The sequence below is a fragment of the Kangiella sediminilitoris genome, assembly GCF_001708405.1.
Classification (GTDB): Bacteria; Pseudomonadota; Gammaproteobacteria; order Enterobacterales; family Kangiellaceae; genus Kangiella; species Kangiella sediminilitoris.
On the sequence record NZ_CP012418.1, the window covers coordinates 1,054,601 to 1,080,542 of the forward strand.

Genomic DNA, 25,942 nt, shown 5'->3' on the forward strand with positions numbered 1-25,942 from the left:
AAAGGTACTGATATGAAGTTAAGCACCAAAGGTCGTTATGCAGTGACAGCAATGCTGGACCTAGCATTGCACTCTGGAGAAGGCCCAATCACATTGGCGGAAGTTTCAGGTAGGCAACATATTTCTTTGTCCTACCTTGAGCAGCTTTTTGCACGTTTGCGCAAGGCTAATCTTGTCGACAGTATACGTGGGCCGGGCGGTGGTTATGAGTTAAAGCGACCACCAACACAAATAAGTGTTGCAGAGGTTGTTTTAGCGGTGAATGAACCCATTACTGCTACACGTTGTAATGGTAAAGGCGACTGTCAGGGTGGAGATGTATGTCTATCCCATCAGCTTTGGACAGAGCTTAGCGATCAGATTTATCAGTTTTTAAGTGGAATAACCTTGGACAAGGTTATTCAGAGAGATTTTGTTCAGCAAGTGGCTGAACGTCAAAACACACGTTTCCAAGACAAAGACGTGATTGCTTTTGGCTAATTTAATTTGTGCTTTGAAAATTTAGCGGAGAAGAGAATGAAATTACCCATCTATCTTGATTATGCAGCAACGACGCCGGTTGACCCGCGTGTTGCCGAGAAGATGGTTCAATACATGAGTGTTGACGGCATCTACGGTAACCCTGCATCTCGTTCCCATAAATTCGGTTGGGAAGCAGAAGAGGCTGTTGATGAAGCAAGACAGCATGTGGCTGATTTAATTAATGCAGACCCACGTGAAATTGTTTGGACCTCTGGTGCGACCGAGTCTGACAACTTGGCCATTAAAGGTGCAGCGCACTTTTACGGCAAAAAGGGTAAGCACATTATTACCGTAAAAACCGAGCACAAGGCGGTACTTGATACCACGCGTCAGCTTGAGCGAGAAGGTTATGAAGTTACTTATCTTGATGTGAAAGATGACGGCTTGGTTGACCTGGAAGAGTTCAAAAAGGCACTACGTGATGACACAATTCTTGTCAGCATCATGCACGTTAACAATGAGACGGGTGTCGTTCAGGATATTGATGCGATCGGTGAATTATGCCGTGAGCGTAAAATTATTTTCCATGTTGATGCTGCGCAAAGTGCCGGTAAATTACCGATCGATGTGCAAAACACCAAAGTGGACCTGTTATCTATTTCTGGTCATAAAATGTATGGCCCTAAAGGTATTGGTGTTTTATACGTGCGTCGTAAGCCTCGTGTGCGTCTTGAAGCGCAAATGCACGGTGGTGGCCATGAACGTGGTATGCGTTCGGGTACATTACCTACTCACCAAATTGTGGGTATGGGCGAAGCTGCGCGAATTGCTAAAGAAGATATGGCAAAAGACAACGAACGTATTATTGGTTTGCGTGAGCGCTTGTGGAATGGTGTTAATGATATGGAAGAAGTGTATCTTAATGGCCATGAAGAGAAGCGTGTAGCGGGAATTGTAAACATCAGCTTTAACTTTGTTGAAGGTGAATCATTAATTATGGCACTGAAAGACTTAGCAGTGTCTTCAGGTTCCGCTTGTACATCAGCGAGCCTGGAGCCTTCGTATGTATTGCGTGCTTTGGGTCGTGACGATGAGTTGGCACACAGCTCAATTCGTTTCAGCATCGGTCGCTTCACAACCGAAGAAGAGATTGATTACACGATTGAAAAAGTTCGTGAAGGAATTGGTCGTTTACGCGAGCTATCTCCTTTATGGGATATGTATAAAGAAGGCATCGACCTGTCAAAAGTTGAATGGCAGGCGCACTAATTTAGTTGGAGATATTATTATGGCATATAGTGAAAAAGTTATTGATCATTATGAGAACCCACGAAACGTTGGTTCGTTCGAAAAAGATGATACGACTGTTGGTACTGGCATGGTAGGCGCTCCGGCTTGTGGAGACGTCATGAAATTACAGATAAAAGTTAACGAACAAGGCATCATTGAAGACGCTAAGTTCAAAACTTATGGCTGTGGTTCAGCAATCGCTTCAAGCTCACTGGTAACTGAGTGGGTTAAAGGTAAGACTGTTGATGAAGCCCAAGCAATCAAGAATACAGAAATTGCTGAAGAGTTAGCGTTGCCACCAGTGAAAATTCACTGCTCAGTACTTGCTGAAGACGCGATCAAAGCAGCAGTTAAAGACTTTAAAGACAGAAGTCAGAAGTAAATTAGTTACACCAACGACCGAAGATAGGTACAGATTACATTATGGCTATCACTTTATCCGATGCAGCAGCAGAGCGCGTAAAGTCATTTTTAGAGAACCGTGGTAAGGGCCTGGGCGTACGTCTTGGTGTCACTACGACCGGTTGCTCAGGCTTGGCTTACGTACTTGAGTTTGTAGACGATTTAAATGACGAAGACATTGTATACGAAGATAAAGGCGTAAAAGTCATTATCGATCCCAAAAGTAAGCTGTATCTTGACGGTACTCGCCTTGAGTTTAAAAAAGAAGGGTTAAATGAAGGTTTCGAATTTGTTAACCCGAATGTGAAGGGTGAGTGTGGTTGTGGTGAGTCCTTCACCGTCTAAACAAGTTGACTAATTATTTTATGACTTTGTTAAATCTAAATTAAAGATTCGGTCATTTACTGGGTATAAACTCCCTCACTTTAATTTAGATTTGCCTCGTCCTAAAAAAATTATCCTAACTTGTTAGTCAGACTTCAGACCTTAACTAAACTAACTCCACTAAAAGAATCTCAGCTATGGCAAGTGCGCAGCAAAATCATTTTGAATTATTCGGCCTCGAGCCGAATTTTTTCGTCGACCAAAAAGAGTTGTCTGAAAAATTAAGACGTCTTTTACATAGTGCCCACCCCGATCGCCATACCTCGGGCGGTAGCCAACAGCAAATGCTTGCCATGCAAAAAACGACTCAGCTGAATGACGCCTACGCGGTACTGAAGCATCCAGTCAAAAGGGCTCAGTATCTACTACAGGTCGTGAGAGATATTGACACCACAAAAGATCATACAGTTAATGATCCTGATTTTTTGATGCAACAATTAGAGCTTAGAGAAGAACTCCACAATATTACTGCTGACAAAGATACGTCCGCACTGATGGAGTTTGCTGATAAAATAGAAAGTATGGCTGAACAGCAGGAAGCAGAGTTGGGTGAATTATTTAAGCAGGAAGCGTGGGATATTGATGCATTGAAGGTAGCTATTTATAAGCTACAGTTTTTACATAAGACATTGCATGATATTGAGCTTGCAGAAGACAAAATTATAGACTGATTACTATGGCATTATTGCAAATTTCAGAGCCAGGACAGAGTACTGAGCCACACCAACATAAGTTGGCGGCAGGGATTGACCTTGGTACGACAAATTCATTGATTGCTACCGTGCGTAGCGGTCAAGCTCAAACACTACCTGATACCGATGGAAAGCATACCTTACCATCCGTTGTTCATTACAATGACGATGGTTCTTTCGAGGTAGGTTATAAGGCAAAAGAACAACAGGCTATAGAACCAGGTAACGTTATCAGCTCTATAAAACGTCTTATGGGACGTGGTCTAGCTGACATGGACAAAATAAAAGAATTCAGTGCTAACCAATTGGTTGAATCAGACTCTGGCATGCCTGGTGTCGTTCTTGAAAATGGTATCGAAAAAAATCCTGTCCAGGTATCCAGTGATATATTGCGAACATTAGCTGACAGAGCTGAAGAAACACTTGGTGGTGAGCTTGGCGGAGTTGTGATTACTGTTCCTGCCTACTTTGATGAGGCTCAACGTCAAGCAACAAAAGATGCTGCTAAACTGGCCGGGTTGAAAGTGTTGCGTTTACTGAATGAGCCTACTGCTGCGGCCGTAGCCTATGGGCTGGATACTGGTAGCGAAGGAATACATGCGATATATGATCTTGGCGGTGGTACGTTCGATATTTCAATTTTACGCCTTCAAAAAGGTGTTTTTGAAGTATTGGCCACAGGAGGCGATAGTGCTTTGGGTGGAGATGATTTTGACCGTGCAATTGGTCAATATCTAGTTGAGCAGGCGGGGGTTGATAGTGACGATCGTCGTGCTTACCAGTTAGCTATGATTAAGGCTCGTGAGATTAAAGAAGGATTAACAGATACCGAGGCTGTTAAGGTGAATTTCCTTGAGTGGGATGGTCAAATCACACGCCAGCAAATTGAAGAAATTATTGCACCTATTGTTGATAAAACACTGCTATCCTGTCGCCGCACCTTGAAAGATGCAGGCGTCAAGGTCGGTGAAGTTGATAAAGTCGTGATGGTGGGTGGTTCCACGAGAGTTCCACTGGTTCGAGAGAAAGTCGAAAAGCATTTTAAAGTACCACCTCTGACTGATATCGACCCAGATAAAGTCGTGGCAATTGGTGCTGCAATTCAAGCCAATGTTCTGATTGGTAACAAGTCTGATGATGACATGTTATTGCTGGATGTTATTCCGCTTTCTTTAGGTGTCGAAACAATGGGTGGTCTAGCCGAAAAAATTATTCCAAGAAACACGCCGATTCCAATAGCTAAGGCTCAAGAGTTTACCACTTTTAAAGATGGTCAAACTGCTATGGCTATTCATGTGGTGCAAGGTGAACGGGAGCTCGTTGATGACTGCCGCTCGCTTGCTCGTTTTGAACTGCGTGGTATACCCCCTATGGTTGCTGGGGCTGCTAGAATTAAGGTTACTTACCAAGTTGATGCTGATGGTCTATTGCAGGTCATGGCTGAGGAAACGACCAGTGGCGTTAAAGCTGATATCACAGTGAAGCCATCATACGGTTTAAGTGATGATCAAATTACCAGTATGCTTGAAAGCTCCTTCAGTCACGCTGAAGATGATATGCAGGCGCGTATGCTACGTGAGCAAAAGGTAGAGGCGGCACGTGTTATAGAGGCTGTGTCAGCGGCTCTGCATGAAAACGGTAAGGAATTATTAAGTGAAGAAGAGTATCAAGCGATAGAGTCTTCGCTTGAGCAACTTAATCAAACGTCTCAGGGGGATAGTGTTGAAGCTATTGAGTCTGCGATAGAAGTTGTTGAGAAAAGTACGAATGAGTTTGCTAGCCGTAGAATGGATGCTAGCATTGCAAAGGCTCTAGTGGGCCATGAAGTTGATGAACTATAGGGTTATTTGATGCCAAAAGTAATATTTTTACCAAATGAAGAGCTTTGTCCAGAAGGTGCTGAAGTAGAAGCAGAAAAAGGGCAAACAATTCTGGATGTTGCTTTAGACAACAAGATTTTTATCGAGCATGCCTGTGAAATGTCATGTGCCTGTACGACTTGTCACGTAGTGGTACGTGAAGGGTTTGACTCACTTGAAGAAAGTGATGAATTGGAAGATGATATGTTAGATAAGGCATGGGGATTAGAGCCTGAATCTCGTCTAAGCTGCCAGGCTGTGGTCGATGATGAAGACTTAGTGGTAGAGATCCCTAAGTATACGGTTAATCAGGTCTCAGAGCGTCACTAGGAGCGAATTATGGGTCTTAAATGGACAGACAGCCTTGATATAGCTATTGAGCTATTTGAAAAGTATCCAGAGGTAGATCCGACGCGTATTAACTTTGTCGATCTACGTAATTATGTAATGGAACTTGAAGAATTTGATGATGAGCCAAATCGAAGTGGCGAGCGTATTCTTGAGGCCATTCAGGCAGCCTGGATAGAAGAAGCAGAATAGCTTTATAACATCGTCAAAAAAGGAAAAAAATCGCGTATAAAGGTTGTATTTTCCGTAAAAAACAGTATTATACGCGTCTCACCACAGATGGTGATGTTTGGTTAGAAAAATAACCAAATCAATGGGTTGCTAGCTCAGTCGGTAGAGCATCTGACTTTTAATCAGGTGGTCACAGGTTCGATTCCTGTGCAACCCACCATATTCAAAACCGCTAAGTACTGCTTAGCGGTTTTTTTATACCTACCCATTTATCCAAACTCTCGCTGTTAAGCGGGCACTCCAAATAGCTTATAATTGTTTAAAAAATAACTAGTTATAGGGTCTTTTTTGAGCTTTTAATACAGTGTAAAACAACCATATATGATTTCTATAAATTTATTGTATTTTTATAACGATCAAGGGTTGTCTTTTCAGTAAAAAAAGGTATTATACGCGCCATCGGATGAGGTCACGCCTCAGAAGAGATATGGGTTGCTAGCTCAGTCGGTAGAGCATCTGACTTTTAATCAGGTGGTCACAGGTTCGATTCCTGTGCAACCCACCATATCCAAGAAACCGTTGATAGAGATATCAACGGTTTTTTTATGTCTGGATGATTTTAGGGCAGGGGTTATTGGTTATCAATTTTATAGAACCGAGCTTCGACAATAAGTCCGAGTACGCCCAGAGTAATCAGAAATACGGCCAGTATCAGAAAGATATTATTTGCCATGCTTCTTTTGTCATCCAATTGCTTAGCATGGTACAGCCTAAAGCCCACATCCAGCTTCTCGTATATGCGACTGCCCTGATAAACCGGTGTAATGAATGACTTAGTTACAAAGTTCATATCTCTCCGGGGATCGCCTGCATATTTTAAATTACACTCTTGGACACTATTGTCTTTACTACAATGTGCAATTTCCTCTTCAAAAGATACTCCTGAAGAGCTGTACTCCCATCGTTGATTACTCGACAATAGCTCCAGCTGTGCGATAAAGAAGAAAAGTACAGCAACCAAAATAAATGTTGAGCATACGATAACAGCTGCCTTGCGTTTTCCTTTAGCAACCTCAAATTTACTATTAGTCGCGTTGGCGATAAGGGGGATATGCATCAGCTTTTGTCGCACATAGTCTTTATCTAAATCTTTTATCATTTCATCTGGCGTGACTTCATAAGCAGTACATAGCTTATCGAATATTTCTACCGAGGGAATGCTTCTATCATTTTCCAGCTTTGATAAATAAGACTGCTCAATACCAAGCTTCTGAGCAAATTCAGGCTGAGTCCAGCCGCTGATTGAACGTAGTGATCTTAACTTTTCACCGAGTGTCATTGTTTATCTCCATATGATTTATTGACACGATTATTGTTTTAAAAAGTCCTAAGAATAACCAGATGAATTGATTGGAATAGTTAGGAATATACAGGAATGTTTTGGAATTTGAAGAGGTTAAACGTCATTCTTGTCATGCCACGGCTTGCTTTTGTTGTTTGAGCTGTTGTTTTGCCTATGCCGAGATACTTTCTTGGTGAGCAATAGAAAGTATTCAAAGAGAAGCTCACCCCAATATCAAGGTCATTGAAATGACTACCTTCGCATGGTGTTAATCATTTACGGACCATGAAATACAGCCCGTCTGCCTAAAGGGATTCCTTATAGTCACCGTCTGAATTTCATTATTCAAATCTTCTACCTAAAGGCATTTCCGTTGGTCACAGATTTGAATTCCTATTCCTAACACTAAGCTCAGCTTGATATTAAGGGAGTTAACCATGACTTAAACAATTTCCTTTTTAGTAAACTAGGAAGTTGCCGACAAGTTTTAGTTACATGTTATGTAGCTTCCCCTTTAAGTTAGCCGAAGGTTTCAAAAGTCATCGTGTAAATTGGGCAGGGATAGCCCAATTTAGCAAAGACGAAACTGGATGTTTCGTTTTGCGGCGCGTTAATGACTTTTTAAAGCGAGGGCAGTGCGAAGCGCCTAACGATACGGGGTGTCTTTTCTTTTCGCCCTTTTCTTTGGACAAGCAAAGAAAAGGGTATAAAATCAATAATAAAGGAGCAAATATGCAGTTAGGAATTCATACCTCTTATTACTCTAAAACGATGTTTAATAAACACTTAAATAAAATTTTATTCACCCTAGCCACTATTTACATATTTAGTATGGGGATATGGCCATTACTTGCTAGTAAAGGTAGTTGGGATTACACATTAGGTGTTTGGCATCACTGGCAAGGATTCAATGTTGGTGTACTGGCATTGCTGACCAGTTTAATGGCTTTTAAAATTACTAGGTATCGAGAAGATGTACAGCGGAAGAGAGATTTTATTGCTGAAAGTTCACTTTTACCTCACGTACTTAGTGACTTATGTGAATACTTAGATGACAGCGCGGAGCTTTTGATTGAAGCCTATCAAAAGGTGCGTGAATATGGCAGAGCTAATTGTAATGAACCTCTTGAGCACCAAGTCCCAGAGCTTGATGAGGTTTATAAAGAGGTTTTTAGAGACTGTATAAGATTCGCTGAACCAGATGTAGCAAAATATTTGGCTGATATTATTGTCAGGTTGCAAGTTCATCATTCAAGGATGGTTCATTTATCAGATGAGTTTAGACCGGACCGTCGTATGGTCAATCGTGCAGAGAATATTGAGTCATATATTTCGTGTTTAATTGATATAAGAGCACTAGTAAACCACATATTTGAATTTGCTAGAGGAGAAGAAAGGTTTTATTTTGAAAGTATTAGTGATGAAATGAAACGTAATGCTAGAAGCAACTTAGGAATAAGTGATGAGTTTTGAGGGAGATAAATATAAAAAAGCCGCGGGGGTTAACCCGCGGCTTTGAGTATAGGGCTTGGTAGAACCCTATTGCTCGAACGCTTTCTAATAATTAATAGTGCTTCGCTTGGCCTTGACCTGTTACCACATATTTTTCAGTAGTCAGTTGTACAAGACCCATTGGACCATAGGCGTGAAGTTTACTGGTTGAGATACCAATCTCTGCGCCTAGACCCAGCTCGCCACCGTCTGAGAAGCGTGATGAAGCGTTTACCATCACAACAGACGAATTGATGCGTTTAACGAACTCGTTACCACGGTCAATATCTTTGGTTACGATAACTTCAGTATGGCTTGAGCTGTGGTTCTGAATGTGTTCAACAGCAGCTTCATAGCTGTCTACTTGCTTCACGCTCATCGCCAGGCTTAAGTATTCATTGTGGTAATCTTCTTCGCTAGCTACTTCTGCATTGTCGAGTTTGCTGGCAGAGTCTTTATCTGCTTTAAACTGAATGCCGAATTCGTTGCCAAGAGCGTTCACACGCTCCAGGAATTCGTCAGCAATGTCTTTGTGTATCACCAGGCTTTCTAGTGCATTACACACGCCCGGACGCGATACTTTACCGTCTTTCAGTAGCTTCTCTGCTTTATCCAAGTCAGCATACTTATCAACGTATAAGTGACATACGCCTTTAAAGTGCTGAATTACTGGAATTTTACTGTTATCCGTTACCGCTTGAATCAAGCGCTCGCCACCACGTGGGATGACAAGATCAATGGTGTCACGGAACTGAAGCAGATGGTTCACAGCTGAGTGGCTTTGTGAAGGCACGATGCAGACCATTTCTTTACTGAAGCCACAAGCTTCAATCGCTTGGTGCCAGCAGTCGATAATGGCGTTGTTTGAGTGCCATGCTTCTTTACCACCACGCAGAATAACCACGTTACCTGATTTAAGCGTCAGTGCTGCTGCTTCTACCGCCACGTTTGGGCGTGCTTCATAAATCATCAGCACAACGCCAAGTGGAATACGCATTTTAGCGACACGGATGCCGTTAGGGCGCAAAGAGCTTGGGCCCATTTCACCAACAGGGTCAGCCAAGGCCATAACGTTTTCCAGTGCAGCGACCATACCGTCTACACGTTCTTCGTCTAATAGAAGACGGTCGACCATTGCATCTGATAAATCGTTTTCTTTCGCGTAATCAATATCTTTTTTGTTCGCTTCAAGAATCTGTGCTTGATTTGCTTTGAGCTGTTTAGCCATCGCAGCCAGCACATCATTCTTTTGGCTACTGGTTAATGTAGCAAGAGTTTTTGCCGCTTCTTTAGCACGAAGCGTTAACTCATATAGCTCTTGCTGTTCTTGGTCTTCAAATGTTTTCTCTTTCATATTCATACTATCTCCTAAGCGATCTCCTAAGCAACGTTTGCTTCTTCATCTTGAGCTGTGTTGCGAACTAAAGTACCTGGGTTCTGGTTATTGAATAGACGCATGTAACTTTCGTTTGTACCGTTACAGATAATCGTATCAATACCATTTTCCGAGGCAAATTTCGCAGCTTTCAGCTTGGTACGCATACCACCAGTACCTTGTGCACTTGTGCTTTGCTTACCCATTGCTAAGGCTTCTTCGCTAATGCCTTCAAATTGATTCACTAACTCAGCGTCAGGGTTGGTTTTCGGGTTGTCGTCGTAGACACCGTCAATATCACTACAGATGATCAATAGATCAGCGTTAGTTAATTTTGCAACCTGTGCAACGAGGTTATCGTTGTCACCAACCGTTAACTCTTCAGTCGCTACCGTATCGTTCTCATTAACAATCGGCAGTGCGCCAAGTTCTTCTAGTGTTTTGAATGTGTTGCGTGCGTTCTGTGCGCGCTCAGGATTTTTAATATCGGCTGAAGTCAGTAATACCTGGGCCACAACATCATCAAAGAAACGCTGCCAGTGTGCAACGACCATTGATTGGCCGACAGCGGCTAGCGGCTGCTTTTCTTTACGAGTTAATTTATCGTAGTCTGGTTTAAGCAAGTTGAAACCTGCTGCTACCGCACCAGAAGAAACTAATGTAACTTGTTTCCCTGCTTTACGACATTTTCTGACAAAGTGGGCGATAGGCAAGCAATACTCCGCAGAGCATGAATGACCATCAGGCGCGATAAGCGCTGATCCAACTTTAACGACGATGTTGTTGTAATTACCAAATTCAATATGTTCGAGCATGAAATGACCTTTCTCTTTTAAAGGATTAGTTAATGACGAGTTAAAAGTAGACGTGGTGTGCTAGAACACGTTACCCAAGCGCCAGGCTTGTTTTCTAATCGCAGACATAAACGACTTGGCTGGCCTGATTCGCCTGCCGTGGATAGTGTCGATTTGTCTAGTCGATTAATGTTAAGCACGGTTTGCATTATTAATATACAGATCTATATGTCAAATTTGACTCGGAAAAAATCTGAGAGACGCTCTGAGCGGCTGTTAGCGCCTTTAACCCTATGCAACTGGGGGGTATGTTGGTTATACCGAATGCACTTCAACTTTAGATCTCGTCCGATCTCAGCGAAATCCGCATATATCAAAAATAATTCGAAATAACAGTAACTTATGGCTGGAATTAGAAAAACTAATCTATCGTGTTGTAACACTATCAAATTGGTTATTAATACCAATCCAGGTTCCTGCATTATTATTGGACAATAAACGGCAATAAGCTTCCTTACGACCATTACAGATAATGGTATCTATGCCATGATTATCGGCAATTAAGGCTGCTTCGAGTTTAGTCTGCATTCCGCCGCGTGCCTGCGGGTTATGACTACATTTTCCCATCTGCATTATATCCGGTGTAATATTTTCCACTCGATGCAATAATTTCGCTTCGGGGGCAAGGTGTGGGTTTTCAGTAAATAATCCATCAACATCACTGCAAATAATTAATAAATCTGCTCCAGTCAATGCTGCCACTTTTGCTGCGAGATTATCATTGTCACCTATCATAAGTTCCTCAATAGCTACAGTATCATTTTCGTTAACAATAGGGATGACCCGGTGTTGGTGAAGTGTGGAAATCGTTTTCTTTGCGTTAACGGATCGAGTAGGGTTTTGAATATCAGCGGCAGTCAGTAATACCTGTGCGACAGGCTGATCAAAAAATTGTTGCCAGTGGTTTATGACTTTTGACTGACCAATTGCGGCAAGTGCCTGTCTTTCGACCGTTGATAAGTCTTCCTCTGAAGGACGTAAAGTATTATAACCCGCTGCCACTGCCCCCGAGCTTACCAGGGTTATGGTTTTCCCAAGCTCCTGGCATTTTTTGATGAAGTTTGCGATCGGTAGGCAATACCGCGCCGAACATGAATGACCATCAGGTGCAATTAGGGCTGATCCTACTTTTACAACAATGTTCTTGTACTTTGTGAAATCAAATTCGTTCATCTCTGTTCCTAGTATAAAAAAACCCGCGAAGCAGGGCTTGCGGGCTTTTGGTTTTCTATTTTCGTGGTTTAAATTAATCTCACCATTTATAAATAAGCACGTACCTGCATTTGTTCGAGACAATAGGGTATGGGCTGTCCGGGAAGGACAGTGATTGGATTAGACGCTGTGCTTATTAATTCACTCATGTCTTAAATATCCTACAGTTTTGAATAGTTCGCAATTAAAATTTTAAACATTCCATTTTCCATCGATGCGTTAGTTCCTTGTAGTGGAAAACAAAAAGGCGCCATTTGGCGCCTTATGTTAGATGAGGGGAATTTAATCCATAAGCTGGTCAGCGAGATAAGTATAAACCAATGCATTTAACTTGGCTGATTGCTCGTTATTGGCTGCGCCACCATGACCCCCCTCTGTGTTTTCATAATATAGTAGGTCATGACCCTGGTCGGTCATTTTGGCGACCATTTTTCGAGCATGTCCCGGGTGAACCCGATCATCACGTGTGGATGTAGTAAAGAATATTTTTGGATATTCCGTATCCTCATCTACATTATGATAAGGAGAGTAGGTTTTAATGTAGTTCCACTCGTCTTCATTATCTGGGTTGCCGTATTCACCCATCCAGCTCGCTCCGGCAAGTAGCTTATTAAAACGCTTCATATCCAATAAAGGAACCTGACACACAACGGCTTCATAGAGGTCAGGACGCATCGTTGCTACAGTTCCAACTAAAAGACCGCCATTACTGCCACCTCTGATGCCCAGTTTATTTTTTGAAGTTACTTTACGTTCTATAAGATCTTCCGCGACACGAATAAAATCAGAAAAGGCAATGTGTCTATTCTCTTTGAGTGCCGCTTGATGCCATGCAGGGCCGTATTCACCACCACCACGTATGTTAGCCAGGGCGTAAACGCCGCCTTGCTCCAGCCAATCGATGCCAACTGTCGCTGAATAACTAGGACGTAACGATACTTCAAATCCACCATATCCAAACAGCAAAGTAGGATTTTTACCATCAAGTACCGTATCTTTTGCCATGATCAGGAAGTAAGGTATCTTGGTACCGTCTTTTGCTTCGGCAAAATGCTGCTCTACCTTGTAGGGTGACGCATCGAAGAACTCAGGCAGACTTTTCAGTACTGCTGTAGATTCTTTCTCAGCATCAAAGTAGTAAAGACTACTTGGAGTAAGGAAGTTCTGGTAATTAATGAAAAAATTATTATGCTCATCGCTAGTTCCAGTGACAGACAATGTGCCCAGTTCAGGCATATCTATCTGCTCATGGGACCATTCGCCATCATTATAGGTATAACGATAAAGCTCACTACTTACGTCTTTTAATGTTGTAACCAGTACATGGTCTTTAGTCATGCTAACACTTGCAATAGACGTACGAGAATCAGGCACCAGGACTTCGGTAAATGTCTTTTTACCTGCCATAAAGTCATCTATGGAAATAGAAAGAAGAGAGGCTTGCTTGTAGGTTTTGTCACCGATAGTCCAGTCTGATTTGAGCTCCAGCAATAATTGCCCGTTGATAATTCCACTAAAGTCACTGTCCTTAGGGCGGTCCATCTTTACAAGTCCGTGGTCTGTCGACATATATATATCGGAGCTATAGAAGTCGATGCCTTGATATATAATTTGATATTTTTCGTCGCCGTCGTGAATGACCATTCCAGCGTTCCATACGTTGTCTTTTTCACCTTCGAATACTGTCTTGGCTTTTTCTAGAGGCTGGCCTCGCTCCCATACTTTGACTACTCGTGGATAGCCTGAGTCAGTCATACTGCCTTTACCAAAATCTGTTCCGACATAAAGTGTATCTTTATCGATCCAGCTTAAGCTGCTTTTTGCTTCTGGTAGCTGAAACCCGTCTTCAACAAATGACTTTTTATTCATGTCAAATTCACGAACAACCGTTGCATCAGCTCCGCCGCGTGACAGGTTGATTAAACAGCGATCATAATCTGGGTAGAGGCAGTTAGTGCCTTTATATACCCAGTTTTCATCTTCTTTTTCTGCCAGTTCATCTAGATTAAGTACGATCTCCCACTCAGGATTCTCTTTCTTATATTCTTCAAGAGTGGTTCTACGCCATAGGCCGCGAGGGTTTTCATCATCACGCCAGAAATTATAAAAGAAGTCACCCATCTGGCTGACATACGGAATACGTTCATCGGAGTTATAGACTTCAAGATTTTTAGCATATAGCTCTTTATAAAGAGGCTTTGACTGGAGGTACCCTAATGACTTCTCATTATTTTTTTCAACCCATTCAAGTGCTTTTTTACCCTCAACCTCTTCAAGCCAGATATAAGGATCATTACTTTTAGGTTCTTCAGACATAGTTTTCGCCATCACTCCCATGGATGTCATCGAGGCTAGCGCTAACCCAGTGATCAGTTTCTTATTCATTTATAACAGACTCCGTTGATTAACTAACTGAATGAGAATAGCAAAGCGGGGAGAAGGGTGCTAGGGCTTAAATGTGTAAAAGTATTACAGGAAAGCAAAAAAAAGCGGTGCTATGAGGCACCGCTTTTTTGTGGCAGAAAAGTCTTAGTGTTACTGAGCTTTCTGCAGGTCTTCCATTACAGCTGCAAGGAATCGGGCTGCTTCACCGCCTGTACAGGCACGGTGATCAAAAGTCAGTGATAATGGAAGCATTTTAGCGTTTACAATTCCCTTATCAGTTAACTTCAATTCATTACGGAAGCGGCCAGTACCCAGGATTGCAACCTGTGGTGGTGATACTACTGGCGTGCCGTATCGACCAGCAATTGAACCAAAGTTAGACAGGGTAATCGTAGCGTTTTGCTGATCTTCCTGCTTTAACGATTTTGATTCAATTTTCTGACGAAGCTCCTGAACGTTGGCACGGACATCTGCCATGCTCATACGGTCTGCATTATGCACCACAGGCACATACAATCCATCGCCAGAATCTACCGCGATACCTACATTGACATTAGGGTGCAATAGACGCTCGAACTTCTCACCGTCAAACCAGGCGTTAACTGCTGGTACAGCTTTTGCTGCAACAACCAACGCTCTAACGTAACGAGCAAGAGAGTCAGTACCTTTTGGCCATGCCGAGATATCAACATCTTCAACCAGGCTGGTTGGTACGACTGTTGAATGTGAATGGGCCATACCCATTGCCATTGCACGACGAACACCACGAACACTTTCTGGTTTTACTTCCACATTCAATGTTGGAAGGCCACCAGTGCTGGAAGGTGTTGAAGAAGCTTTTGCTTGTGCTTGGCTAGTCGCTGCTGGAGCTGAGCCACCACCTTTTGATGCCTGCTCAACATCATCACGTGTGATTGAGCCTTTGCGACCAGAAGCTTGGCAGTTACCCAGGTCAACACCCAGTTTACGTGCCAGTGCTCTAACCGCTGGAGAAGCTTTATAAGCCAGTGGATTGCTTGTATCGAAGCCTGACTCTGGTTGCGGCGCAGCCTTTGCTGCTTTTGCAGAACCAGTACCGTTTTTGGCTGCTTCACGCACGTCTTTTTGCGTAATAGCGCCATCTTTACCAGTACCTGAGACCTGGGTCAGATCTACTTTTAATTTACGTGCCAGTGCTTTGACTACTGAATTTGTGGTTTCAGCAACAACGTTGTTACCAACTTCAACTGCACCAACTACCGTACCGCTATCAGCACGCTTTTCTTCACCAGACTCTTCTTTCTTAGGGGCCGATGATTTTCCGCTGCCGCCAAATTCCACCAGTGGATCGCCAGTATTAATAACATCACCTGGCTGACCATATAGCTTGGAAACTTTTGCAGCAAAAGGCGAGGGCACTTCGACCACTGCTTTTGCCGTTTCCATCTCAACCATAGGTTGATCTACAGTGACTGTATCGCCTTCTTTAACTAACCAGCGAACGATTTCTGCATCCGGTAAACCTTCACCAAGATCAGGAAGCATAAAAGTATCACCAACAATATCGTCGGATGAGACTTCTGCTGATGCTTCAGCTTCATTGGTTTCTGCTGGAGCTTCTTCAGCTGGAGCCTCATCTTCATCTGCGACTGCGCCATCACCGAAAGAAACCAGCAAATCACCGGTATTGATGACATCACCTTCCTGTCCGTGTAGTTTAGCTATTCGGCCAGCAAAAGGAGAGGGTACTTCAACCACGGCTTTGGCGGTTTCCATTTCTACCATTGGTTGGTCTATAGCAACAGTATCGCCTTCCTTTACTAACCAGCGAACGATTTCCGCATCCGGTAAACCTTCACCTAAATCGGGTAAATTGAACTGTTTCATTTGTACTCCATAATCGTGCGCACTTCGTCAAGAATACGATCGACGTTAGGCATATATTGTTTTTCTAAACGATAGTATGGCATAACCGTATCGTAGCCAGAAACTCGACCAATCGGCGCTAAGAGACTGAGTACTGCTTTTTCAGCAATTTCAGCAGCAATTTCAGAACCAACTGAGCCAGATTTTGGCGCTTCCTGAATGATACAGGCGCGACCGGTTTTCTCGACCGATTCTAAAATGGTGTCCATATCTATAGGACTAACAGTAGCAACATCAATAACTTCGGCATCAATGCCTTCCGCTGCAAGCTTTTCTGCTGCTTGAAGCGTTTCATGCATCATAGCGCCCCATGAGATAAGTGTAATATCACTACCTTCACGGTCAACAAAACATGCTTCCAGCGGATATTCTTCACCATTATCTTCAACTTCGTGTTTTACGATACGGTAAACACGCTTTGGCTCCAAGAAAATCACAGGATCAGGATCACGAATTGCTGCCAGCATCAGGCCATAAGCACGTGATGGGTTTGAAGGAATGACAACCTTCAAGCCAGGGATGTGTGAGAATAATGCCTCAGTTGATTCTGAGTGGTGTTCTGGGGCGTGAATGCCACCACCAAAAGGGGCGCGGATTACTAGCGGCTGAGTGATGCGTCCGCGAGTACGATGACGCATACGAGCTGCATGACAGAAAATCTGATCAACTGCAGGGAAGATGAAACCCATAAACTGCATTTCTGCAATCGGCTTCATACCTTGAGCGGCCATACCCACGGCTAAACCAGCAATCATAGATTCCGCCAGAGGTGTATCTATCACTCGATCCTTACCGTATTTCTTCTGTAAGCCGTCTGTTGCACGGAATACACCACCGTTTTTACCAACGTCTTCACCAAAAAGTACCACGTCTTGATCATGCTCAAGTTCGTAGGCCATTGCTGCGTTTACAGCTTCAATTAAAGTAATCGCCGCCATTATTTTGCACCTCTTTTGATTGCTGCTTCTCGCTGAGGTTTAGTTAATTCAGGAAGTTCCGCATACAGGTAGTCAAACATCTCTTCTGGACCAGGCATTGGTGCCTCTTCGTATGCTTTAACAGCCGCTTCAACTTCTTTGGCGACTTCTTCTTTCATTTTTTCTTCGTCTTCATCAGACCACGCTTTATTATCTTCGAGGTACTTACGTAAACGAACAAGAGGTTCATTCTTCCAAGCTTCTTCTTTAACTTTAGGATCGTCGTAGCGCGATGCATCATCTGCTGTCGTGTGGTCACATAAACGATAAGTAATAGCTTCAATTACTGTTGGGCCTCCACCGCTACGAGCTTTTTCAAGCGCATAGTTAGCCACTTCGCGAACAGCGATAATGTCATTACCATCGACCTGGATGCCTTCGACACCTGCTGCGATAGCTTTTTGAGCATAGGTTTCACAAGCTGTCTGGATGTCCGTAGGTACGGAAATTGCCCATTGGTTGTTGTTAATAAAGAATACTGCGCCTAGATTCCAGATCCCCGCAACGTTGACACCTTCGTAGAAGTCACCTTCCGATGTACCGCCTTCGCCTATCTCTGTCACAACTGCGCGCTTTTGTTTGCGCATTTGGATAGCTTTAGCTACTCCGGAAGCATGAATAATCTGGTTTGCGATTGGTACACAGATTGGGAAATCTTCTTTAGCTACAGAGTAGTTAGCACCTTCTTCATCACCGCCCCAATAACGCAAGATCTCCTCCATGGTGACACCATGCTTTAAAAGACCGCCAGTTGAGCGATAGTATGGAATTAACACATCTTCCTTAGTCATCACATCGCCGTAACCAATACCAATGGCTTCCTGACCCAGTGATGCAGGGTATGTACCCATTTTACCGGTACGCTGAAGTGCATAAGCTTTGGCATCGAATACACGTAATTTATACATGTCACGGTAAAGCTCGCGCATTGTGTTCATGTCTTTGGCAAACTTCGGTAAATCTTTCGCTGGCTTGCCACTGGCATCAAGATATTGATGATACTTGATCTCGAAAGAAGCAACAGTTGTAGTCGTCAAGGCTACATTCTCCTTTATTGAAGGGGCTGACTTTTAAGATTTAAATACTCAATAAAAGCTTTAGATTTCAATCATTTAACGATGGAATCTATGGGTTCCCCTAAGGTTCAATCTCATAATTAGCGACGCCGATTGTACGTATTTTTGGCTAATTTGTATAGTGAGATTTACGTTAACGTAAACCCTTACTAGTTTTATTTTAAATTAAGTCGCTTTTGATAAGCAAAACTTATGCAAAAGCGTATTGGTCTTACCTCTTTTGCGGTATAAATTATAACGCAACTGGATGAAATTACTGTGACGGCCTTGCGGGAAGACCGCATCTAGCTATGATACAACAAGTAATGCCAATGAGGGCAAAAAGGAAAAATATACGGGGGTAACAATGATTGGACGAAAGAAACTTCTCTTGAGTGTGCTTGGATTCATAGTTTTGAGTTCTGTTGCAATTGCGGGTGTTATCGCATCTCAGGAATTTAAGAAAATAGATACGACTAAAGTCAACTCAGTTAAAGCAATCAATCCAACAGCAATAAAAAAGGTCAAAGACATTGGTAAGGTCGAAATGTTGTCTGGATCTGAATATCGAAAGAAACTCAATGCACATAATTTGAAAGTTAAATCTAAGGCAGTTAAGACGAGCGCTCAGGCTAACACTCGTTTGCGTACTCAAAATACCGAATTTGATACCACCACTTATGATTGCGATGATTCTAAGCGTGCCGTGAACATAGGTGCGCAAGAAATATGCGACGGTATTGATAACAACTGTAATGGTGATATTGATGAAGGTGTCTCTGTAGCCTATTACTTGGATGCTGACTCAGATTTATGGGGAGACGCATCTAAAGTTTACTATGCTTGTAGCCTACCGGATGGATATTCACAAAGAAGGGGGGACTGTAATGATAGAAGCTCTGCCATTAATCCCTCAGCGCAGGAGATTCCTGGTAATAACATTGATGAAAACTGTGACCGAGTAAAATAACGGAGAAGGGACATGAAAAAATTATTAATATCGTTTATATCATCAGCTTCTCTTGTAGGTTTTTGGATATTCGCTTCTTCTATATTTACCCCTTCGGTAGCTTATGCTGACGCTGAAGAGGAGGCCCGAGAGTTCTGTAGCGCTTACGAGGATAAATCTGGGTATGGGTGTCAAGTTGAACGATGTCGTTGTAGTAACAGGGAAACTGAACTCAAGCGATGGAATCGTAAAATGAGGTTTGATTTGTGCGCTTGCGTGAATACTTCAGCCTACAACACTTACCTTGAGAAAGTTGAAGCCGAACGAAACCGTAACCGCTGTAATACTAATGCTGACTGTTCTGATGGTGTTTTCTGTAACGGTGAAGAGGTGTGCCGTACAGATGGAAGATACCGTGTAAACTCATCTGCTGGTAATGGTACTTGCATACCAGGTAAGCCGCCTTGTGAAAATGGCTTATGCTTCGAACGAGAAAAGAAGTGCAAAATGCCTTGTGAAGACAAGGATGGCGATGGTTATAAGGCTATGCACTGCGGTGGCGATGACTGTGACGATAACGATCCCAGACGCAGCCCGGGTAATAAAGAGATCTGTGACTCAGATGGAATTGACGAGGACTGTAATGCCAGAACTGTCGGTGATTTAGATGTTGACGGTGATGGTTATATTTCTATGAAGTGTCGATAAAGTAACTAAGATGGGTTACGACTGATGTCTAACCCATCCTATGTTTGCTGTTCAGACTTTTCAGTCCCTGTCATTCCCGCGAAGGCGGGAATCTAACGTCTTTATTTGTTTTGGGCTTTTTAACTCATAGTTTCGCTCCTCAGCGAGTTACTTTCTCTTACATGGATAAGAGAAAGTAACCAAAGAGAAGTCCACCCCGATATTGAGGTCATGCAAGCATGACTTCCTGCTCTACTCTCAAAATACTTAACGCAGGGTCTGCCCCTCAGGGTATCAGAGTTTACAGCACTTCCTTGTGCTGAAAACTCTTAGCAAAATCGTCCTGATTTTGCTTGCTATATTTTGTTCATAGCGCAGCTCAATATAAGGGAAACTGGTCGTAACCTTTGCCGCAGGTTGGTGCTGAACGATGTGAAGCCCAACAGAATATCGCTGTGGTTTAAGGGTTGTTGGGCATCGTAAACTCAGCCCAACTCGACCTACTTTGGCTTCATACGTGTTCTCACTAGTTTTTTTTCGTCAGCGTTCAGTAAAATCATTTCTTTATCGTTAATATCTATAATAGTGTCAGTTACTACTTTATTCATCGCCTCATTTCTATACTTCTTTAGCGGTTTGAAAGTTATTTTGTTGCCATGTATTTCCCAGGAATCATTAAATTTTGTTTCTTTAATTGTCCCATCCGAAAAAGCAGCTTTACCCCAGCCCACCATTTCTCCACTTTCTTTATATTCGGCTTGACCGTAATAGTATGGGATACCAGGTATTATTAATAACCCACTTACCAATAATTTTGTTTTTGTAGTCTGGACTAGTGTTTCCGGAGCTACAGGAGGCTAAGTTGATAACGATAAGAAGTAATGCAAGTATTTTCATATCTTCTATTATCCTTAATTTATTGTTTAACCTTTTGATTTACTGCTTTATATCCATTTCAAAATAGGCATGACTGGGACAGAAGGCGAGTCCTTTAACACATTTTTCTTCGCACTGTTTCCATTGGCAGGTGTCGTCGCTGAGGCCGCCGCGGTTTTGGACCATGAGTTGGACTTTGAGGTTGGTGGTGTCGAGTTGGTGCCAGACTTCCCGACTTGGAATTTTTGCGCAGACACCAATGTCATTCTGTTTGGCGATATCAATATGCCATAGCTGACCGCATTCAGGACAACGGTTCAGAGTGGCCCAGCGTTGTGGTGCCCATTCGAGCTCTTCGAGAGTGTCATCGAAAGGGTGGCTTTCGTCATTTCCTAAAAATACGTTGGGTAATTGATTGCATTGACACATCTTGTGGTTATCTCTTATTCGTTTGGCTCTTTGTCTGTACTTTCTTCATTTTCTTCGTGTTTATCTCTCACCAGCCAAACCGTGAACGGGATGATAAAAGCTATGCAGAGTGCCACCTGCATACCGAAGGCATCCGTTCTTGTGTAGGTATGGCTAGTCATAAACAGGGTCATAAAAATAGTGGCCAGTGCCAAACCTATAATCGTTACCATTCCTGACGGTTTGTTTTGTTTAAAAGCCACCTTTAGAGCAACGATAAGAAGAAAAATACTGGCGGGAATTGTCACCAGGTAAAAAATGCCCCCCATATCTGAAGCCAGAGCAGTTGCCGGCGATAGCAGGATGATAAAGCAGAGCCTATCTAAGATGTTCATGTTTTCTTTTCCCTGAAATATTTTGTCGTTGTTTGTTGGACACTGTTATATCGAATCTGGTCTAAGATTGCTACAATCAAGACTTTATTGATTAAAACTTACCCCATACCTTACCAATACCATGAGCGACAGTATGAATCAGCAGGAGAATGTAGCGCCTAACCGGGACGTTCAAGTCCATTATCGTAGCGATTATAAAGCCTATCCATTTGATATAAATAGTGTGTCCTTGAGCTTTGAGTTAGATCCCGATGCAACTATTGTTAGCTCAATACTGGATATTAAGCGGAAGGCCGATGCTGAGAACAATGAACCGCTTTGTCTAGATGGGGTTGATTTAGAACTGCTAACGATTGAAATCAACGGAAAGGGGCTGACCGAAGATGAGTACCGTTTTGTGGAAGATGGGCTGGAGATTCACAATGTTCCGGATGCGTTTGAATTAAAAACACGAGTTAAAATCTCACCAGAGACCAACACCAGTCTCGAGGGATTATATTTGTCCAGTGGCAAATACTGTACTCAGTGCGAAGCAGAAGGGTTCCGAAAGATCACTTTTTATCCTGACCGTCCAGACGTGATGAGCCAGTTTACGGTCCGTATTGAAGCTAGTAAGTCAGATTTTCCTCACTTACTGTCCAACGGGAATCGTGTGGATTACGGTAAATTAGAGAAGGGAAAGCATTTTGCGGTCTGGGAAGACCCCTTTAAAAAACCAAGTTACTTATTTGCACTGTGCGCGGGTGATTACGATTTATTGACGGATAGCTTCCAGACCATGTCAGGACGTGAGGTACGTCTGGAAATATATGTGGATAAGGGCAAGCTTGATCAGTGCCATCATGCTATGGCTTCTTTGAAAAAAGCGATGAAGTGGGATGAGGAAGTATTTGGGCTGGAGTACGATCTGGATATTTATATGATCGTGGCAGTTGGTGACTTCAACATGGGCGCTATGGAAAATAAAGGCCTTAATATCTTTAACACCAAATATGTTCTGGCAAGCCAGGATACAGCAACTGATACGGACTTTATTGATGTTGAAGGGGTTATCGGTCATGAGTACTTCCATAACTGGACCGGAAACCGTGTTACATGCCGAGACTGGTTCCAGCTTAGCTTGAAAGAAGGCTTAACGGTGTTCAGGGACCAGGAATTTACAGCCGATCAGACGGATCATGGTGTGAAGCGCATTGAGGATGTTAAGGTGATACGCTCCCACCAGTTTGCAGAAGATGCAGGGCCTATGGCGCACCCCATCCGCCCAGACTCCTATATAGAGATGAATAACTTCTATACTGTCACAGTCTATAATAAAGGGGCGGAAGTGATTCGTATGTACCAGACGCTTTTAGGACGTGACGGTTTTAAGCGTGGGCTTGATGTTTACTTCGAACGCCACGATGGTCAAGCCGTTACCTGCGAAGATTTTGTAAGGGCAATGGAAGATGCCAATCATTATGATCTTGAACAGTTTAGACGCTGGTATTCACAGGCTGGTACTCCAGAAGTTCATATTAGAAGTTACTATGATGCAGAAAAACGCCAACTTAGTCTGAATTTGAAGCAAACCTGCCCTGAAACTCCAGGACAAAAAGCAAAAGCTCCATTTCATATTCCCCTAAAGCTTGGTTTGTTAGATTCTGCGGGTGCTAATATCCCGTTAAAGCCGCTTCTTACAGGTGAAGGAGATACTCCTGTGGAAGGTGATATTGTTCACCTCAAGCAAGCCGAGCAAACGGTGATTTTTGATGATGTTCCAGAGGGAACTATCCCGTCATTATTGCGCGGCTTCTCAGCACCGGTAAAACTTGATTATAACTACTCCCTAAATGAATTAATTTTCTTATTCGCCCACGATACAGATTCGTTTAATCGTTGGCAGGCGGGGCAGGAGCTTTTCAGTCATGTGATTTTTGGTTTATGTGAGCAGTTAGCGTCTGGAAAAACGTTAAATTTCAATGAGTCGGTGATAAAGGCTGTAAAGAATATTCTGGATGATCCGGACCTTGATGGTCAGTTTAAGTCTCTAGCTCTGACTATCCCAGGCGTTAACACCCTGATTGAAGAAGTTGATTCAGTAAATATAGATCATCTGACAGAGGCTCGACACTATTTAAAGCAACGCCTGGCCGAGGAGCTTGAGCTAGACTGGTTGCTTCATTATCAGACGAATCATCAGACTGGGGAGTTTGAGCAGAGTAAAGAGGCTGTTTCCAAAAGGGCGCTATCCGGTACTTGCCTAAGTTACCTTATGACTCTTGAAAAAGATGCCGTTTACCAACTGGCATTACAGCAGCTGGACGATGCCAATAATATGACTGACGCCAGTACGGCGTTAAAACTTATCATGCACTCGGAGTATGATGACAAGCTAGCCGTTGCCGAAGATTTTTATCAGAAGTGGCAAAATGAAGACCTGGTAGTTAATAAATGGCTACTGATTATGGCTACTGACCCGGCGGACGAAACCATTGACAGAATAGAGTCATTACTGGATCATCCATCATTCGAACTGAAGAACCCTAATAAGGTCCGTTCACTGATAGGTGGCTTTACCAGCGCCAACCCCACTCAGTTCCATCGTGCTGATGGAAGAGGATATCAGTATCTAGCGCGTCAAATTAAGTCCCTGTACGCGGTAAACCCGCAGACGGCAGCCCGCCTAACCGGTGCTTTTAACCGCTGGCGTAAATTTGATGAGAAGCGCCAATTGATGATGCGGGAGCAGCTTGAAGAAATACTACAGATGCCAGAGCTGTCGAAAGATGTCTATGAAATTGCCAGTAAGGCTTTAAAGTAGGCTTATAACCTTAGATTCTTAGATTAAATGTAAAGATTAAGAGACAATATTATGGCTATAATTCAATGTATCGTGTGCGGTAAAAGAATTTCGAATAAAGCGGAGTCTTGCAGCCACTGTGGTGCTAAATTGCGAGGCACGACAGAAGAGCAGCTCGAGCGTGCAGCTCACTTACAACGATTGAGGAAAAACCGTCGCTTACAATCGCTATCTTTCATTGCGGTAATTGCTTTTGCTGCAGGCTTTCTATTGAAGTTCTTCAGTCCAGGAGACAATGTCGATATTTGGGAGAAAGTTTCATTATATCTAATGGCAGCGGGCTTCTTGGGCTATGTAGTTATGCGTGTCTGGATTATGTTGAATAAACGTAAATAATAATTTATACGTTAAATTTTTGATTTAATTGTCTTTTATAGGAGCAGTTCATTGGAAAAGGCAAATGTAGCAATCGTCGGCGCCACAGGCGCAGTTGGCGTAACAATTCGTGAAATTTTAGAAGAGCGACAGTTTCCTGTTGAGAATCTGTATTTATTGGCCAGTGAGCGCTCAGCTGGTGAGAGGCTGATGTTTAATGGCAAGTCAGTGATGGTCCAGAACCTTGAGGACTTTGATTTTTCACAGGCTGATGTTGCACTTTTTTCGGCTGGAGGATCTATCTCCAGAGAATACGCACCTAAGGCCGTAGCAGCAGGGTGTGTGGTTGTCGATAATACGTCTGAGTTCCGTTATGAAGATGACATCCCTTTGGTTGTGACAGAAGTGAATCCGGATAGAATCGCTGATTATAAAAATAGAGGTATTATTGCTAATCCGAACTGTTCAACCATGCAGTTACTAGTAGCTCTAAAACCGATTCAGGATGCTGTGGGTATTGAACATATTAATGTCTGTACCTATCAGGCGGTTTCCGGCTCAGGGCAGAAAGCCATAGAAGAATTGGCGAAACAAACAGCAGAGCTTCTAAACGCAAAAGACCCCAGTATTGAAGTCTATGATAAGCAAATTGCTTTTAATGTATTGCCTAACATAGATGTGATTCAAGAAAATGGCTACACCAAAGAAGAAATGAAAATGGTGTGGGAAACTAAAAAGATTTTTGAGGATGACAGTATCGAGGTCAGCCCTACAGCTGTCAGAGTACCAGTTTTCTATGGACACTCTGAAGCGGTCCATCTTAAGACTCGGGCTCCATTAGCTTCAGTACAGGCAAAAGAATTACTGGAGCGCGCTGAAGGCGTTACTGTTATTGATAATATGGACAACTTGGAGTACGCCACTGCGGTTACTGATGCTAGTGGTAAAGATGATGTATTTGTCAGTAGAATTCGCGAGGATGTGGGGATGGAAAATGGCCTCGCGATGTGGATTGTTTCTGACAATGTGCGCAAGGGGGCTGCATTAAATACCGTCCAAATTGCAGAGATACTTGTAAAAAATCATTTATAGTAGCAAAATTAGTACCTAACGAGCGAAAAGTTAAAGTATATTCTTAAATGCGGCGCTGCATTAGAGGCGCCCCAAGGAAGCAACTCTATTGTTTTCTGTTGTATTTTGTGAGGCGTTTATCAAAACGGATGTCTGCCTACACCTATTTAGCAAGATTCACGGTGTATTATGGTA

General features: G+C 42.9%; 25 protein-coding genes and 2 tRNA genes. 16 read left to right on the top strand and 11 right to left on the bottom strand.

Annotated features, from left to right (window positions below):
- Positions 1 to 12 precede the first annotated feature (12 nt).
- The 10 genes from KS2013_RS04940 to KS2013_RS04985 all read left to right on the top strand — a co-directional run bounded on the left by KS2013_RS04940 (position 13) and on the right by KS2013_RS04985 (position 6,173).
- Positions 13 to 480: an Rrf2 family transcriptional regulator gene (locus KS2013_RS04940; RefSeq protein WP_068990600.1), complete on the top strand. Its 468-nt coding sequence runs from the start codon at positions 13 to 15 to the stop codon at positions 478 to 480.
- A 36-nt stretch (positions 481 to 516) separates the two neighbouring features.
- Positions 517 to 1,731, top strand: coding sequence for an IscS subfamily cysteine desulfurase (locus tag KS2013_RS04945; protein WP_068990606.1), 1,215 nt, complete (start codon positions 517 to 519; stop codon positions 1,729 to 1,731).
- A 19-nt stretch (positions 1,732 to 1,750) separates the two neighbouring features.
- Complete coding sequence (gene iscU / locus KS2013_RS04950) at positions 1,751 to 2,134, top strand: Fe-S cluster assembly scaffold IscU (RefSeq protein ID WP_068990608.1); 384 nt, start codon at positions 1,751 to 1,753, stop codon at positions 2,132 to 2,134.
- A gap of 41 nt (positions 2,135 to 2,175) precedes the next feature.
- Positions 2,176 to 2,499 carry an iron-sulfur cluster assembly protein IscA gene (iscA, locus tag KS2013_RS04955; protein ID WP_068990611.1) on the top strand — a complete coding sequence of 108 codons (324 nt, stop codon included), beginning with the start codon at positions 2,176 to 2,178 and terminating at the stop codon, positions 2,497 to 2,499.
- Between the two features lie 176 nt (positions 2,500 to 2,675).
- Positions 2,676 to 3,209, top strand: coding sequence for a Fe-S protein assembly co-chaperone HscB (gene hscB / locus KS2013_RS04960; protein WP_068990612.1), 534 nt, complete (start codon positions 2,676 to 2,678; stop codon positions 3,207 to 3,209).
- Between the two features lie 5 nt (positions 3,210 to 3,214).
- Complete coding sequence (hscA, locus tag KS2013_RS04965; RefSeq protein ID WP_068990615.1) at positions 3,215 to 5,071, top strand: Fe-S protein assembly chaperone HscA; 1,857 nt, start codon at positions 3,215 to 3,217, stop codon at positions 5,069 to 5,071.
- 9 nt (positions 5,072 to 5,080) lie between these two features.
- Positions 5,081 to 5,419, top strand: coding sequence for an ISC system 2Fe-2S type ferredoxin (gene fdx, locus KS2013_RS04970; protein ID WP_068990617.1), 339 nt, complete (start codon positions 5,081 to 5,083; stop codon positions 5,417 to 5,419).
- A gap of 9 nt (positions 5,420 to 5,428) precedes the next feature.
- A complete protein-coding gene (gene iscX / locus KS2013_RS04975) occupies positions 5,429 to 5,629 on the top strand; it encodes a Fe-S cluster assembly protein IscX (protein WP_068990620.1) in 201 nt (66 codons plus the stop codon).
- Between the two features lie 123 nt (positions 5,630 to 5,752).
- Positions 5,753 to 5,828 (top strand) — tRNA-Lys (locus KS2013_RS04980).
- Between the two features lie 269 nt (positions 5,829 to 6,097).
- Positions 6,098 to 6,173: transfer RNA gene (locus KS2013_RS04985), tRNA-Lys, on the top strand.
- A gap of 66 nt (positions 6,174 to 6,239) precedes the next feature.
- Here KS2013_RS04985 and KS2013_RS04990 read toward each other — a convergent pair.
- Positions 6,240 to 6,947, bottom strand: coding sequence for a helix-turn-helix domain-containing protein (locus KS2013_RS04990; protein ID WP_068990622.1), 708 nt, complete (start codon positions 6,945 to 6,947; stop codon positions 6,240 to 6,242).
- A gap of 735 nt (positions 6,948 to 7,682) precedes the next feature.
- Between KS2013_RS04990 and KS2013_RS04995 the strand changes: the two genes are divergently transcribed.
- Positions 7,683 to 8,423 (top strand): hypothetical protein, encoded by a 741-nt coding sequence (locus KS2013_RS04995; protein ID WP_068990626.1) that lies wholly within the window; start codon positions 7,683 to 7,685, stop codon positions 8,421 to 8,423.
- A 91-nt stretch (positions 8,424 to 8,514) separates the two neighbouring features.
- Here KS2013_RS04995 and KS2013_RS05000 read toward each other — a convergent pair whose 3' ends face one another.
- The 7 genes from KS2013_RS05000 to pdhA form a co-directional block, all read right to left on the bottom strand.
- Positions 8,515 to 9,801 carry a glutamate-5-semialdehyde dehydrogenase gene (locus KS2013_RS05000; protein ID WP_068990629.1) on the bottom strand — a complete coding sequence of 429 codons (1,287 nt, stop codon included), beginning with the start codon at positions 9,799 to 9,801 and terminating at the stop codon, positions 8,515 to 8,517.
- Positions 9,802 to 9,821: 20 nt separating this feature from the next.
- Positions 9,822 to 10,631, bottom strand: a complete 810-nt coding sequence (proB, locus tag KS2013_RS05005; RefSeq protein ID WP_068990632.1) for a glutamate 5-kinase — start codon at positions 10,629 to 10,631, stop codon at positions 9,822 to 9,824.
- Between the two features lie 405 nt (positions 10,632 to 11,036).
- Positions 11,037 to 11,843, bottom strand: a complete 807-nt coding sequence (gene proB, locus KS2013_RS05010) for a glutamate 5-kinase (RefSeq protein WP_068990633.1) — start codon at positions 11,841 to 11,843, stop codon at positions 11,037 to 11,039.
- A 321-nt stretch (positions 11,844 to 12,164) separates the two neighbouring features.
- Positions 12,165 to 14,267, bottom strand: a complete 2,103-nt coding sequence (locus KS2013_RS05015; protein WP_068990635.1) for a prolyl oligopeptidase family serine peptidase — start codon at positions 14,265 to 14,267, stop codon at positions 12,165 to 12,167.
- Positions 14,268 to 14,417: 150 nt separating this feature from the next.
- On the bottom strand, positions 14,418 to 16,133 hold the full coding sequence (locus tag KS2013_RS05020; protein WP_068990637.1) for a 2-oxo acid dehydrogenase subunit E2: 1,716 nt from the start codon (positions 16,131 to 16,133) through the stop codon (positions 14,418 to 14,420).
- On the bottom strand, positions 16,130 to 17,110 hold the full coding sequence (locus tag KS2013_RS05025; protein WP_068990642.1) for an alpha-ketoacid dehydrogenase subunit beta: 981 nt from the start codon (positions 17,108 to 17,110) through the stop codon (positions 16,130 to 16,132). Before KS2013_RS05025 ends, KS2013_RS05020 begins: the two co-directional genes overlap by 4 nt.
- On the bottom strand, positions 17,110 to 18,186 hold the full coding sequence (gene pdhA, locus KS2013_RS05030; protein ID WP_068990645.1) for a pyruvate dehydrogenase (acetyl-transferring) E1 component subunit alpha: 1,077 nt from the start codon (positions 18,184 to 18,186) through the stop codon (positions 17,110 to 17,112). The genes KS2013_RS05025 and pdhA overlap by 1 nt, the downstream gene beginning before the upstream one ends.
- 385 nt (positions 18,187 to 18,571) lie before the next feature.
- On the opposite strand from pdhA, the gene KS2013_RS05035 reads away from it, so the two are divergent.
- Both KS2013_RS05035 and KS2013_RS05040 read left to right on the top strand, forming a co-directional pair.
- The gene (locus KS2013_RS05035; protein ID WP_068990650.1) at positions 18,572 to 19,174 is read left to right on the top strand and encodes a putative metal-binding motif-containing protein; all 603 of its coding nucleotides are present in this window, start codon (positions 18,572 to 18,574) and stop codon (positions 19,172 to 19,174) included.
- Positions 19,175 to 19,186: 12 nt separating this feature from the next.
- Positions 19,187 to 19,861, top strand: a complete 675-nt coding sequence (locus KS2013_RS05040; RefSeq protein ID WP_068990652.1) for a MopE-related protein — start codon at positions 19,187 to 19,189, stop codon at positions 19,859 to 19,861.
- A 479-nt stretch (positions 19,862 to 20,340) separates the two neighbouring features.
- Here KS2013_RS05040 and KS2013_RS05045 read toward each other — a convergent pair whose 3' ends face one another.
- From KS2013_RS05045 to KS2013_RS05055, 3 genes are all read right to left on the bottom strand, one after another.
- Positions 20,341 to 20,649: a hypothetical protein gene (locus KS2013_RS05045; protein WP_156768969.1), complete on the bottom strand. Its 309-nt coding sequence runs from the start codon at positions 20,647 to 20,649 to the stop codon at positions 20,341 to 20,343.
- Positions 20,650 to 20,776: 127 nt separating this feature from the next.
- Positions 20,777 to 21,145, bottom strand: a complete 369-nt coding sequence (locus KS2013_RS05050; protein WP_068990658.1) for a metal-binding protein — start codon at positions 21,143 to 21,145, stop codon at positions 20,777 to 20,779.
- Between the two features lie 14 nt (positions 21,146 to 21,159).
- Positions 21,160 to 21,519 carry a hypothetical protein gene (locus tag KS2013_RS05055; protein WP_068990660.1) on the bottom strand — a complete coding sequence of 120 codons (360 nt, stop codon included), beginning with the start codon at positions 21,517 to 21,519 and terminating at the stop codon, positions 21,160 to 21,162.
- 121 nt (positions 21,520 to 21,640) lie between these two features.
- Here KS2013_RS05055 and pepN point away from each other — a divergent pair, with 121 nt between their 5' ends.
- The 3 genes from pepN to KS2013_RS05070 are packed head-to-tail and all read left to right on the top strand — an operon-like array spanning position 21,641 to position 25,768.
- On the top strand, positions 21,641 to 24,322 hold the full coding sequence (gene pepN, locus KS2013_RS05060; RefSeq protein ID WP_228703742.1) for an aminopeptidase N: 2,682 nt from the start codon (positions 21,641 to 21,643) through the stop codon (positions 24,320 to 24,322).
- A gap of 51 nt (positions 24,323 to 24,373) precedes the next feature.
- The gene (locus KS2013_RS05065) at positions 24,374 to 24,697 is read left to right on the top strand and encodes a zinc ribbon domain-containing protein (protein ID WP_068990666.1); all 324 of its coding nucleotides are present in this window, start codon (positions 24,374 to 24,376) and stop codon (positions 24,695 to 24,697) included.
- Positions 24,698 to 24,748: 51 nt separating this feature from the next.
- Positions 24,749 to 25,768, top strand: a complete 1,020-nt coding sequence (locus tag KS2013_RS05070) for an aspartate-semialdehyde dehydrogenase (RefSeq protein WP_068990671.1) — start codon at positions 24,749 to 24,751, stop codon at positions 25,766 to 25,768.
- Positions 25,769 to 25,942 lie beyond the last annotated feature (174 nt).